The following is a 12,333-nucleotide window of genomic DNA, read 5'->3' on the forward strand; positions in this document are numbered from 1 at the left end:
CTAGTGGTTCCCACTACCAAGCCCACAACGGACTTTCACCGTCAAGTTGTTGCCCATGCTGGGCACACACAAAAAAATAAGAGAAAGCAAAATTTGCTTTCTCTTATTTCTTTAAACTTATAACAATTTTTCTGAAAGGTTCTTCACCTTCACTATATGTGTTAATATCAGTATATTCTTGTAGTGCTGAATGAATTATTCTTCTTTCATAAGGGTTCATTGGTTCTAACCTATATGGTCTACCTGATTTTCTAACCTTAGCTGCTGTTTTTTGAGCAACTCTTATTAAAGTTTCTTCTCTTTTCTTTCTATAGTTTTCTGCATCCAATACAACTCTCTTGTATGGATTACTATGGTTTTTATTTACTACTAACGAAACTAAATATTGTAGAGAATCTAAAGTTTCTCCTCTATACCCTATTGCTAATCCCATTTTAGGACCTGATAAATTAATGTTAATAACATCATTTACATCATTAATAGCAATTTCAGCTTCAATTCCCATAGCTTTTAAAACATTCTCTAAGAATTGTTTTGTATCATCTACTATATCCGGTTTTTTTACTACTTTAACTCTTGCTGGCTTAGCGCCTATTAGATTAAATAATCCCTTACTTCCCTCATCAAGTATTTCAACATCAACTTTATCTTCTGTTAGCTTTAATTGTAGTAAAGCATTTTTTAATGCTTCTTCTACGGTTTTACCCGTCATTTCTATTACTTTCATACCCTATTCACCACCTAGAAAATATGATAATTATCTCTTTTTAGTTTTTGGTGTAGATTTTTTAGCTTTCTCTATTTGAGCTGCAGCCTTTTTCTCTTCTTCAATTTTCTTTTTCTTCATTGATGGTAAGTAATTTAAGAAATAAGTTTGAATTAATTGAATTACTCCACCAGTTATCCAATAAATTATAAGTATTGGTTGGAATTGAAGAGCCATGAATCCCATCATACCTGACATCATTATATTCATAGTACTCATATTCATACCACCTTCTTGTTGTGGCATTGATTTACTTAATAATAATGATGGAATATATGTGCTTAATGCTGCTAATATTGCTAATATTATTGAAACAAATCCTATTTTAGGTATTCCAAATATATCTGGAATAAATAAAAATGATGTATCTGCACCTGGAGTTGCTGTTATATTTCTAAACACACCATATAATGCAAATAATATTGGCAATGGTAATAAAGATGGTAAACATCCTCCAAACATACTAACATTATTTTCTTTCATCAACTTAGAAGTTTCTAATTGTAACTTCTGAGGATCATTAGCATATTTAGTTTGTAATTTTTTCATTTCTGGTTGAATTTCTTGCATTTTGGCATTTGATTTTGTTGCCTTAATATTAAGAGGTAATATTAATAATCTAATTATTGCTGTAAAAACTATAATAGCTAATACGTATGAAACCCCTTCTTTTTCTACTGGTACCCCTAACGATACAATTAAATCATGCAAAGCATTGAACATCGATGTCATTGCACTTACAATTGCATTCCACATTCTTAATAGCCTCCTTATTTTACCGGATCGTATCCTCCATTTTTGTTAAAAGGATTACACCTTAAAATTCTCTTTATAGATAAAAATCCTCCCTTTAAAGCCCCATATTTAGTGATGGCTTCAACTGCATACTCAGAACATGTAGGTACAAATATACACCTTCTTGGTCGCATAGGAGAATAATATTTCTGATATAGCTTTATTAATGTTAAAAGCATTTTTTTCATTTTATATATATTCCTGCCTTTTTAAATAAGTTTATCATAGCAGCTTCCACATCGCTATATTTTTTTTCATTAATAGAGGTTCTGGCTACAAAAACAAAATCATATCCTTTTTTTACATCTTCTCTATTTAATCTATAGCTCTCAGAAATAAGCCTCTTACTTCTACTTCTAACTACACTATTTCCAACTTTCTTACTTACAGAAATACCTACTTTATTATAAGGTAATTTTTCATCATCTATATTTTTCTTATTATTAAAGACATATAGAACTAATAAATTGTTAGCATAGGATTTTCCTCTCCTATAAACAAGTCTAAACTCTGTATTCTTTCTTAATTTATATATCATAAGTATTAATAGATCTCCTTAAATTCCTGCATTTGCAGAAAAAAGGCCACAAAGTGCGGCCCTTATGCTGTTAATTTTTTTCTACCTTTTTGTCTTCTTCTCTTAAGAACAGTTCTTCCTGAAGCAGTGCTCATTCTTTTTCTGAAACCATGTTCTTTTTTTCTTTGTCTCTTTTTTGGTTGGTATGTCATGAACATTCAAATACACCCCCTTTGAGTGAATTATTTATAGTAAAAACTATATCTCTCAAAAATAAATTTACCTTATTATTATATATACTTAACTTTTTACTGTCAATATGAATTAAATTCCGTAAACCTGTTGATAATTTTATACACAGTTTATTTTTTGTGGATAACTTATTGATAACTTATGTTAACTTGTGATATTATTAAGTATAAGTGTGAATAAATATGTGCATAACTTAACTTATCCACATTTGTGGATTATTCTGTGTATAACTTGTTCGTTTTTTCTGGATAACTTCGTATTTCGTATATATTATTATCATTTTTAGGGCATTTATTCCTGTTAATAATATCTAGGTTTATATTAATCATAATTGTGGATAACTATATTATGACTATTTTATCTACAGAATTATTAACATGTGATTAACTTTTTTCAACATTTATCAACAAATTTTTTTCTGTGACTAATTTTGTTGATATCCTGTTTATAATTTTTTAAATTTCTTTTTTTGGAGGATACTAAAATGGAGACTGATCTTAAAGAACTATGGGAAAAAACATTAAATATTATTAAGGGTGAATTAACTGAGGTTAGCTTTAACACTTGGATTAAGAGTTGTGAACCTATATCTATATCATCTAATACTATAAAAATCAGTGTCCCTAATTCCTTCACTCAAGATATATTGGAAAAAAGATATAAAGACTTAGTTATAAATTCAATTGAGGTCGCATGTTCTAAAACTTACAACTTAGAATTTTTAATTGCTTCTGAAATTCAAGACGCTGAAGAGCTAGAAGAGAAGACAAAGCAACCAAAAAAGGACAATATGACAGTAGTTGTTAATGATGAAATGTCTAGTACATTAAATCCTAAATATACTTTCAATTCCTTTGTAATTGGTAATAGCAATAGATTTGCTCATGCTGCATCACTTGCAGTTGCTGAGTCTCCGGCTAAAGCTTATAATCCGCTTTTCATTTATGGAGGTGTAGGACTAGGAAAAACTCACTTAATGCATGCAATTGGACACTATATTCTTCAAAATAATCCAAATGCTAAAGTTGTTTATGTTTCATCAGAAAAATTTACAAACGAATTAATTAATGCAATAAAAGATGATAAAAACGAAGAATTCAGAACTAAATATAGAAGTGTTGACGTTCTTTTAATAGATGATATTCAATTTATTGCTGGTAAGGAAAGAACTCAAGAAGAGTTTTTCCATACTTTTAATACACTGCACGAAGCAAATAAGCAAATAATTTTATCATCTGATAGACCACCTAAAGAAATACCAACACTAGAAGACAGACTACGTTCAAGATTCGAATGGGGACTTATTGCAGATATTCAAGCTCCAGATTTTGAAACTAGAATGGCTATATTAAAGAAAAAAGCCGATGTAGAAAAATTAAATGTTCCAAATGAAGTAATGGTTTATATAGCAACTAAGATTAAATCAAATATTAGAGAACTTGAAGGTGCTTTAATTAGAATAGTTGCTTATTCGTCATTAACAAATAGAGAAATAACAGTTGATTTAGCTAGTGAAGCTTTAAAAGATATAATTTCAAACAAACAAAATAAAAGTATAACTATAGACTTAATTCAAGATGTAGTAGCTACGTACTTTAATTTAAGAGTTGAAGATTTAAAATCACAAAGAAGAACTAGGAATGTAGCTTACCCTAGACAAATAGCTATGTATCTTAGCAGAAAACTTACAGATATGTCATTACCTAAGATTGGCGAAGAATTTGGTGGTCGTGATCATACAACTGTTATACATGCTTATGAAAAAATATCCGAAAGTTTAAATCGTGATGAGAGCTTAGAACATACATTAAATGATATCACCAAAAAGCTAACACAAAAATAATCAACAACTGTACATAACTACCGGTGAATTGTTTGTGGATAAGTTTCTTTTTACTCTTTCGATGTGGATACTGTGGATAAGAGTGCATTTTTGTTACCAACTTATCCACAGTATTTTTTACACAAATTTTATTGTAAAATAAGGGCTAGAAGTACTTATCCACATATCCACACGCCCTACTACTACTGTTATTATTATTTTTATTATTTATCTATATATATATTGTTATCAATTCAATGTGTATAACTTAGGAGGTAAGATTAAAATTATGAACATAATATGCTCAAAACAAAAATTACAAGAAGGTATTTCTATAGTTACTAAAGCTATTACTGGAAAAACAACAATGCCTATACTAGAAGGTATTTACATAGAAGCTAATAAAGAAGGTCTTACTCTTATTGGTTCAGATATGGATGTTAGTATAGAAACTAAGGTTGAAGCAGATGTTATCCAAGAAGGTAGTATCGTAATTGATGCAAAAATATTTGCAGAAATCATTAGAAAATTACCTAATTCAGATGTAAAAATTGAAATAGCAGAAAATGATTTAATTCAAATTACATGTGAAAAGTCAGTATTTAACTTAGTTTTCATGAATTCTAGTGATTACCCTGCACTACCTAACATAAATGAAGATGTTACAGTTGAAGTACCTCAAAACATATTAAAAAATATGATAAAGGGAACTTCTTTTGCTATAGCTCAAGATGAAGCTAGACCTATTTTACAAGGTATTCTTTTTGAAGTAAAAAATAAAGAATTAAACCTAGTTGCTTTAGATGGTTACAGATTAGCAGTTAGAAGTGAATTATTAGATCTTGATGATAACATAGAAGTTGTTATTCCTGGTAAAACTTTAAATGAAGTTTCTAAGATTTTAGAAGACAACGAAGAAATATTAAAAATTACATTTACCCACAACCATATACTATTTAATGTGGATAACACAAAAATTATATCAAGACTTCTAGATGGGAAATTTGTTAACTATTTATCTCTTTTACCACAAGAGTATAAATTATTAGTTAATATTAAAAAGCAAGATTTCCAAAATGGATTAGAAAGAGCATCTTTAATGGCTAAGGATGGAAACAGTAATTTAATAAAATTAGATGTTCAAGAAGAGAGTTTAATTATCACTTCTAATTCTCAATTGGGAAAAGTGAGAGAAGAAGTTAGTGCTAATCTGCAAGGGGAAGGAATACAAATTGCATTTAATTCAAGATATCTCTTAGATGTTCTTAAAAATATGGAAGAAGAAGATATTGTTATAGAAATGACTTCAAGTGTTAGTCCATGTGTAATAAAAGGCAAAAATGGGAATAATGCTAAATACTTGGTTTTACCAGTTAGATTAGTTAGATAGGAGGATTTTGTATAAATATTCGAATGTTATACAAAAAAGCTTTATGATTGAAATAGAAATAACAACAGAATTTATAAAATTAGATTCATTTTTAAAATTTTCAGGTGCAGCTTCATTAGGTTCTGAAGCAAAAATGTATATTTTAGATGAACTTGTAAAAGTAAATGGAGAAATTTGCACACAAAGAGGAAAAAAATTATACAAGGGTGACGTAGTAGAGTTTAATGGTGATACCTTTAAGGTAGTATAATAACTATTTTATTGTAATTAGTTAACTTTAGTATGTTATAATTAAGGGTGTTTAAGATGTTTATTAAAAGATTGCAAATGCTTAATTATAGAAATTATAATGTGTTGGATATCAGTTTAGGTCAAAATGTTAATGTTTTTATGGGAGATAATGCTCAAGGAAAAACTAACATATTAGAGGGTATATACTACTGTGCTTTTGCAAGGTCTCATAGAACGTCAAAGGATAGAGAACTTATCAAATGGAATTCTGACAATGCACTTTTAAGTGTTACTGTTGGTAGAGAAAGATTAGATAAGAGAATTGATATAAGCATTCTTAAAGACGGAAAAAAAGCAATACAGATTAACAAGGTTAAAATTAAAAAAATTGGAGAATTGTTCGGAAATTTTAATGTTGTAATGTTTTCTCCAGAAGATTTAAAAATAATTAAGGATTCTCCTGGTGTGAGAAGAAAATTCATAGATATGGAATTATGTCAGCTAGATGCTAAATATTATTATAATCTTGTTCAATACAATAAAGTTTTGAATGAAAGAAATACTATTTTACGAAATAGAAGCATTAATAAAGATATTTTAGATGTATATGATATGCAATTGGTTGAATTTGGATATAATATAATAGTAGAGAGACTTAAATATATAGAAAAATTAAATAAATACTCTGCTAAAATTCATGCTGACATAACTTCAGGAAAAGAAAAAATAGAATTTAAATATATTAGTAATATTAAAGACTTAGAAAATATTAAAGAAAGTTTTTATTCACTTTTAGAAAAAAATAGAGCTAGAGATAGTGAGAGAGGAATAACTTCTGTTGGTCCTCACAGAGATGATTTTATGGTTTTAATAAATGATATTGATACTAAAAGTTATGGATCACAGGGGCAACAGAGAACAGCTGTCTTAACTATTAAATTTTCATCATTAAAAATAATTAAAGAACTTACAGGTGAACATCCTGTATTGTTATTAGATGATGTATTATCAGAGCTTGATTTTAGCAGAAAGAGATATATTTTAAGTACTATAGGTGATATACAAACAATAATTACATGTACTGGAATAGAAGATTTATATGAATATCTAGATGATAAATCTAAAGTTTTTAAGGTTAAGGATGGAGAAATTCTAAATTAAAGGAGGAGTTCTTATGTTTTTACATTTAGGAGAAAATGTAGTTGTACCAATAAAAGATGTAATTGGTATATTTGATTTACAAACATCAATGTATGGTTCAGATACAATATCTTTTTTAAGAATGGCTGAAGAAGACGGATTTGTTGAAAGAATTTCAAAGGAAAGTCCTAAATCATTTGTTATTGCAGAAGTAAATAAAATGAGTAAGGTTTATTTATCACCAATCTCATCATCTACTTTAACGAAAAGAACAAATATTGATTATAATCCTTGAGTCCAATATTTAGCCTTCATACGTTAATATAAATCAAATTATAAGGAGGAGTTTATGTTGGAAGAAAATAAGCAAAGTTATGATGAAAGTCAGATTCAGGTTTTAGAAGGTTTAGAAGCTGTTAGAAAAAGACCAGGAATGTACATAGGTACTACTAGTTCAAGAGGACTTCATCATTTAGTATACGAAATAGTTGATAATAGTATTGATGAAGCACTTGCTGGATTTTGTAAAAACATAAAAGTTACTATAAATGAGGATAACTCAATTACAGTAATTGATGATGGTAGAGGTATGCCAGTTGGTTTACATCCTAAAATGGGGAAATCTACTGTTGAAGTAATTATGACAGTATTACATGCTGGTGGTAAATTTGGAGGCGGAGGATACAAAGTATCTGGTGGTCTTCATGGTGTTGGTGCATCTGTTGTTAATGCTTTATCTGAATATTGTGAAGTAACAGTAACAAGAGAAGGATATGTATGGCAACAAAAATATTCAAGAGGAAATGTTCTTTGTGATTTAACTAAAATTGGTGAAGATGACGGACATGGAACTAAAGTAGTATTTAAGCCAGACCATGAAATATTTGAAACAACTGAATTTGAGTTTGAAATATTATCAAGTAGATTAAGAGAGTTAGCATTCCTTAACAAAGGAATTTGTATAACTCTAGAAGATAAAAGAGAAGAAGAAGAAAAGATAGAAAAGTATCACTATGAAGGTGGTATAAAAGAATTCGTTTCTTACTTAAACAGAAATAAAGAAGTATTACATGAATCTCCTATTTATGTTGAAGGAGAAAAAGATGGTATCATAGCAGAAATTGCTCTGCAATACAATGACGGATATAATGAGAACTTATATTCTTTTGCAAATAATATAGATACTATAGAAGGGGGAACTCACTTAGCTGGTTTTAAATCTGCTTTAACTAGAGCAATAAATGATTATGCTAAGAGGTTTGGCCATATAAAGGAAAATGATAAAAATCTTTCAGGTGATGATGCAAGGGAAGGGCTTACAGCTGTTATTTCAGTAAAGATATCTGAACCACAATTTGAAGGGCAAACGAAAACTAAGCTAGGTAATTCAGAGGTAAGAGGAGTTGTAGATTCTATAGTTGCTGAAGGTGTAAGTATTTTCTTAGAAGAAAATCCAGCTGTAGGTAAGATTATTATAGATAAAGCATTAATGGCTGCAAGAGCTAGAGATGCAGCTAGAAAGGCAAGAGAGCTTACAAGAAAATCTGTACTAGAAAGATCAACACTTCCTGGAAAGCTTGCGGATTGTTCATCAAAGGATCCAGCAGAATGTGAAATCTATATAGTCGAAGGAGATTCAGCAGGAGGTTCTGCAAAGCAAGGAAGAGATAGAAAATTCCAAGCAATATTACCTTTAAGAGGTAAGATACTTAACGTTGAAAAACAAAGACTAGATAGAATTCTTAATTCAGATACAATAAGATCTATGATTACTGCTTTTGGTGCAGGAATAGGAAAAGATTTTGATGAAGAAAAATTAAGATATAATAGAATAATAATTATGACCGATGCCGATGTTGATGGAGCGCATATAAGAACTCTATTATTAACATTCTTCTATAGATACATGAGACCACTAATAGATGGAGGACATGTATATATAGCGCAACCACCATTATATAAAGTTAGTAAGGGCAAAAAAGAAAGTTATGCATATACTGATGAAGAACTTGATAGTATCTTAGAAGAGTTTGGTGGAAAAGATAATTCAACAAATATTCAAAGATATAAAGGTCTTGGAGAAATGAATGCAACTCAATTATGGGATACAACAATGGATCCAGAACATAGAATTCTTAAAAAGGCAAGTGTAAGTGATGCAATTGCTGCAGATGAAATATTTACTATCTTAATGGGAGATAAGGTTGAACCAAGAAGAGAATTTATTCAAAAGAATGCTAGCAAAATAAGCAATTTAGATATTTAGTACTAAGGTATTTAGTATTAGTTGAGGTGAGTACATGAACTTAAATGAGGGAAAATTTATACATGTAGATATAAATAAAGAAATGAAACAATGCTATATCGATTATGCTATGAGTGTAATTGTTGGGCGTGCTCTTCCAGATGTAAGGGATGGTCTTAAGCCAGTTCATAGAAGAATTCTTTATGCAATGCAAGAGTTAGGACTAGAACCAAATAAAGGATACAGAAAATGTGCCAGAATAGTTGGGGAAGTTTTAGGTAAGTACCATCCACATGGTGATTCATCTGTTTATGATGCGTTAGTAAGAATGGCTCAAGATTTCTCAATGAGATATATGCTTGTTGATGGTCATGGAAACTTTGGTTCTGTGGACGGTGATAGTGCAGCGGCAATGAGATATACAGAAGCAAAGATGAATAAAATAGCAGTAGAAATGCTTAGAGATATAAATAAGAATACTGTTGATTTTATGCCAAACTTTGACGGTGAAGAACAAGAACCTGTAGTTTTACCTTCAAGATATCCTAATCTTTTAGTTAATGGATCATCAGGTATAGCTGTTGGTATGGCTACTAATATACCACCGCATAACCTAGGTGAAGTTATAGATGGAACTATAATGTTAATAGATAATCCAGAAACTACTGGATTAGAACTTATGACATGTATCAAGGGACCAGACTTCCCAACAGGTGGAATTATCATGGGTAAATCAGGAATAAGAGCTGCCTATGAGACTGGTAAAGGTAAAGTTGTAGTTAGAGCTAAAACTGAAATAGAAGAAGAAAATGGAAGACACAAAATAATAGTTACTGAAATTCCATATCAAGTTAATAAAGCTAAGCTTATCGAAAATATAGCGGATTTAGTTAAAGATAAAAAAATTGTTGGAATATCAGACTTAAGAGATGAATCTGACAGAGAAGGTATGAGAATAGTAATAGAGCTTAAGAAGGATGCAAATCCTAATATAGTTTTAAACCTATTATTTAAGCATACAAAAATGCAAGATACCTTTGGAATAATAATGTTAGCGCTAGTTAATAATGAGCCACAAATTTTAAGTTTAAAGCAAATATTAAGTAATTATATAGAGTTCCAAAAAGAAGTTGTTACTAGAAGAACTATATTTGAACTTGAAAAAGCTCAAGCTAGAGCTCATATACTAGAAGGTTTAAGAATAGCATTAGATAATATTGATGAAGTTATAAGTATTATTAGAAGTTCTAAAACTGGAGAAATAGCAAAAAATACTTTAATCGAAAGATTTGGATTATCTGAAAAGCAAGCAATTGCTATTTTAGAAATGAGATTAAGAAGATTAACAGGATTAGAAAGAGATAAGATTGAAGAAGAATATAATGAGCTAATGAAGCTTATAAATTACTTAAATTCAATTCTTGCAAGTGAAGAAAAATTATTAAGTGTAATTAAAGAAGAATTACTTGAAATAAAAGCAAGATATAACGATGAAAGAAGAACTCAAATTGAAAAAATCGTTAATGATATAGATATTGAGGATCTAATTCAAGAGGAAGAAACTGTTGTTACTTTAACTCATTCAGGATATATAAAGAGAATATCAGCTGATACATATTCAGCTCAAAGAAGAGGTGGAAGAGGAATACAAGCAATGGCTACAAAAGAAGATGACTTTGTAGAACATGTTTTAGTAACTTCAACTCACTCAGATGTATTATTCTTTACTAATAGAGGTAGAGTATATAAGAAGAGAGCTTACGAAATACCTGATGCTGGAAGAACTGCAAAGGGTACTAATATAATAAATCTTATACAAATAGAACAAGACGAAAGAATAGAAACAGTACTAACGGTTAGAGATAATACTGCTGAAGGTTACTTATTTATGGCAACTAAACAAGGTCTTGTTAAGAAGACTCCATTATCAGAGTTTAAGAACCTAAGAAAGAGCGGACTTATTGCTATTAACTTAAGAGAAGGAGATGAACTTCTTAAGGTTAAAGTAACAAGAGGAGATGCAGATATAATAATAGTTTCTCAAGATGGTAATGCAATTAAGTTTAATGAAAAAGATGTAAGACCAATGGGAAGAACTGCATCAGGGGTTAAGTCTATGAACTTAAGAGAAGATGATGTAGCTGTATGTATGGATATAGCAGTAGATAATGAAGATTTATTAGTTATTAGTGAAAATGGATTTGGTAAGAGAACACCATTAACTGAGTATAAGAGACAAAATAGAGGTGGTGTTGGTCTTATAACTTATAAGATAAGTGAAAAGACTGGTAAGGTTATAGGGGCTACTGTTTGTAAGCCAGAAGATGAGTTAATGCTTATAAATACAAGTGGTATTGCAATTAGAATAAATGTTTCAGATATTTCAGTAACTAGCAGATCAGCAATGGGAGTTACATTAATGAGAACTTCTGAAGAAGAAAAAATTGTAGCTATAGCTAAAATTGCTGGTACAGATGATGAAGAAAAGGATGAGCAATTATCATTAGATGACTGTGTTGATAATGAAGTAGCTGTTGAGGAAAAGGATACTAGTTTAGATAGATTAGTTGAAGAGGCTATGAAGGAAGATACAGAAGAATAGAAATAAGAAAAGATGTGAGGCTTAGATTTTTAAATCTAAATCTTGCATCTTTATTTTTTATGGAGAAATAAAGTAAAAGTTGTTAATACAATTAAGAAATTATAGAAAATAGGTATAAACGATGAGAGATATTAAGCTATTTATTGTTAGAAATTGATATAATTCAAGTAAAAAGCATATAAAATGGCTAAATATATTAATACTCTGAACCAAGTGTATCAATAATATAAAAACAAAGAAAAATAAAGAAAAACAACGTATTATTAGAATAATTCATCTTAATAACAAAATATAATTTAAAGTATTTTTAGATTAATGATAAGATAGTCTTCGTCGCTGATGAGCGCTACAAAAACTTGAAAAAACATTTTGTTGACAAGTATAGCGTGAGGTGATAAGATAAATCTCGTCGCTAACGACAGACTGAAAAAACTTTTTTAAAAAGTTGTTGACAGGGGTCGAAAGTAGTGATAAGATAAAGAAGTCGCTTGAGGGTGACACAGAAAATGGTCTTTGAAAATTGAACAGAATATAGTTAAAGTAAACCAGCAATTCTTTTGAGAGTCTTAAAAT

Annotated in this window: 12 protein-coding genes; 7 read left to right on the forward strand and 5 right to left on the reverse strand. The window is 29.6% G+C overall.

Annotated features, from left to right (window positions below; genetic code table 11):
* Positions 1-103 precede the first annotated feature (103 nt).
* The 5 genes from jag to rpmH form a co-directional block, all read right to left on the reverse strand.
* A complete protein-coding gene (gene jag / locus LPC13_RS15695) occupies positions 104-727 on the reverse strand; it encodes an RNA-binding cell elongation regulator Jag/EloR (protein ID WP_195245560.1) in 624 nt (207 codons plus the stop codon).
* Positions 728-757: 30 nt separating this feature from the next.
* Positions 758-1,522 (reverse strand): membrane protein insertase YidC, encoded by a 765-nt coding sequence (gene yidC, locus LPC13_RS15700; protein WP_195245559.1) that lies wholly within the window; start codon positions 1,520-1,522, stop codon positions 758-760.
* 14 nt (positions 1,523-1,536) lie between these two features.
* Positions 1,537-1,749, reverse strand: coding sequence for a membrane protein insertion efficiency factor YidD (yidD, locus tag LPC13_RS15705; protein WP_005212799.1), 213 nt, complete (start codon positions 1,747-1,749; stop codon positions 1,537-1,539).
* Positions 1,746-2,099 carry a ribonuclease P protein component gene (gene rnpA, locus LPC13_RS15710; protein WP_005212800.1) on the reverse strand — a complete coding sequence of 118 codons (354 nt, stop codon included), beginning with the start codon at positions 2,097-2,099 and terminating at the stop codon, positions 1,746-1,748. The genes yidD and rnpA overlap by 4 nt, the downstream gene beginning before the upstream one ends.
* Before the next feature lie 62 nt (positions 2,100-2,161).
* Positions 2,162-2,296: a 50S ribosomal protein L34 gene (gene rpmH, locus LPC13_RS17200; RefSeq protein ID WP_032116814.1), complete on the reverse strand. Its 135-nt coding sequence runs from the start codon at positions 2,294-2,296 to the stop codon at positions 2,162-2,164.
* A 518-nt stretch (positions 2,297-2,814) separates the two neighbouring features.
* Here rpmH and dnaA point away from each other — a divergent pair.
* The 7 genes from dnaA (at position 2,815) to gyrA (ending at position 11,760) form a co-directional block, all read left to right on the forward strand.
* Positions 2,815-4,173 (forward strand): chromosomal replication initiator protein DnaA, encoded by a 1,359-nt coding sequence (gene dnaA / locus LPC13_RS15725; protein WP_005212802.1) that lies wholly within the window; start codon positions 2,815-2,817, stop codon positions 4,171-4,173.
* 268 nt (positions 4,174-4,441) lie between these two features.
* A complete protein-coding gene (dnaN, locus tag LPC13_RS15730) occupies positions 4,442-5,542 on the forward strand; it encodes a DNA polymerase III subunit beta (RefSeq protein WP_040419249.1) in 1,101 nt (366 codons plus the stop codon).
* A 43-nt stretch (positions 5,543-5,585) separates the two neighbouring features.
* Positions 5,586-5,792, forward strand: coding sequence for an RNA-binding S4 domain-containing protein (locus tag LPC13_RS15735; RefSeq protein WP_005212806.1), 207 nt, complete (start codon positions 5,586-5,588; stop codon positions 5,790-5,792).
* A 56-nt stretch (positions 5,793-5,848) separates the two neighbouring features.
* The gene (recF, locus tag LPC13_RS15740; RefSeq protein WP_234089003.1) at positions 5,849-6,934 is read left to right on the forward strand and encodes a DNA replication/repair protein RecF; all 1,086 of its coding nucleotides are present in this window, start codon (positions 5,849-5,851) and stop codon (positions 6,932-6,934) included.
* 13 nt (positions 6,935-6,947) lie between these two features.
* Positions 6,948-7,208 carry an extracellular matrix regulator RemB gene (remB, locus tag LPC13_RS15745; protein ID WP_005212810.1) on the forward strand — a complete coding sequence of 87 codons (261 nt, stop codon included), beginning with the start codon at positions 6,948-6,950 and terminating at the stop codon, positions 7,206-7,208.
* A 54-nt stretch (positions 7,209-7,262) separates the two neighbouring features.
* Positions 7,263-9,179 (forward strand): DNA topoisomerase (ATP-hydrolyzing) subunit B, encoded by a 1,917-nt coding sequence (gene gyrB / locus LPC13_RS15750; protein ID WP_005212811.1) that lies wholly within the window; start codon positions 7,263-7,265, stop codon positions 9,177-9,179.
* A gap of 34 nt (positions 9,180-9,213) precedes the next feature.
* Positions 9,214-11,760: a DNA gyrase subunit A gene (gyrA, locus tag LPC13_RS15755; protein ID WP_005212812.1), complete on the forward strand. Its 2,547-nt coding sequence runs from the start codon at positions 9,214-9,216 to the stop codon at positions 11,758-11,760.
* The last annotated feature ends 573 nt before the right edge of the window (positions 11,761-12,333 follow it).

Source organism: Clostridium celatum (assembly GCF_021412605.1).
Classification (GTDB): Bacteria; Bacillota; Clostridia; order Clostridiales; family Clostridiaceae; genus Clostridium; species Clostridium celatum.

Coding starts and splice junctions, on each gene's coding strand:
- jag (WP_195245560.1), bottom strand. CDS start 727: ATGAAAGTAATAGAAATGACGGGTAAAACCGTAGAAGAAGCATTAAAA.
- yidC (WP_195245559.1), bottom strand. CDS start 1,522: ATGTGGAATGCAATTGTAAGTGCAATGACATCGATGTTCAATGCTTTG.
- yidD (WP_005212799.1), bottom strand. CDS start 1,749: ATGAAAAAAATGCTTTTAACATTAATAAAGCTATATCAGAAATATTAT.
- rnpA (WP_005212800.1), bottom strand. CDS start 2,099: ATGATATATAAATTAAGAAAGAATACAGAGTTTAGACTTGTTTATAGG.
- rpmH (WP_032116814.1), bottom strand. CDS start 2,296: ATGTTCATGACATACCAACCAAAAAAGAGACAAAGAAAAAAAGAACAT.
- dnaA (WP_005212802.1), top strand. CDS start 2,815: ATGGAGACTGATCTTAAAGAACTATGGGAAAAAACATTAAATATTATT.
- dnaN (WP_040419249.1), top strand. CDS start 4,442: ATGAACATAATATGCTCAAAACAAAAATTACAAGAAGGTATTTCTATA.
- LPC13_RS15735 (WP_005212806.1), top strand. CDS start 5,586: ATGATTGAAATAGAAATAACAACAGAATTTATAAAATTAGATTCATTT.
- recF (WP_234089003.1), top strand. CDS start 5,849: ATGTTTATTAAAAGATTGCAAATGCTTAATTATAGAAATTATAATGTG.
- remB (WP_005212810.1), top strand. CDS start 6,948: ATGTTTTTACATTTAGGAGAAAATGTAGTTGTACCAATAAAAGATGTA.
- gyrB (WP_005212811.1), top strand. CDS start 7,263: ATGTTGGAAGAAAATAAGCAAAGTTATGATGAAAGTCAGATTCAGGTT.
- gyrA (WP_005212812.1), top strand. CDS start 9,214: ATGAACTTAAATGAGGGAAAATTTATACATGTAGATATAAATAAAGAA.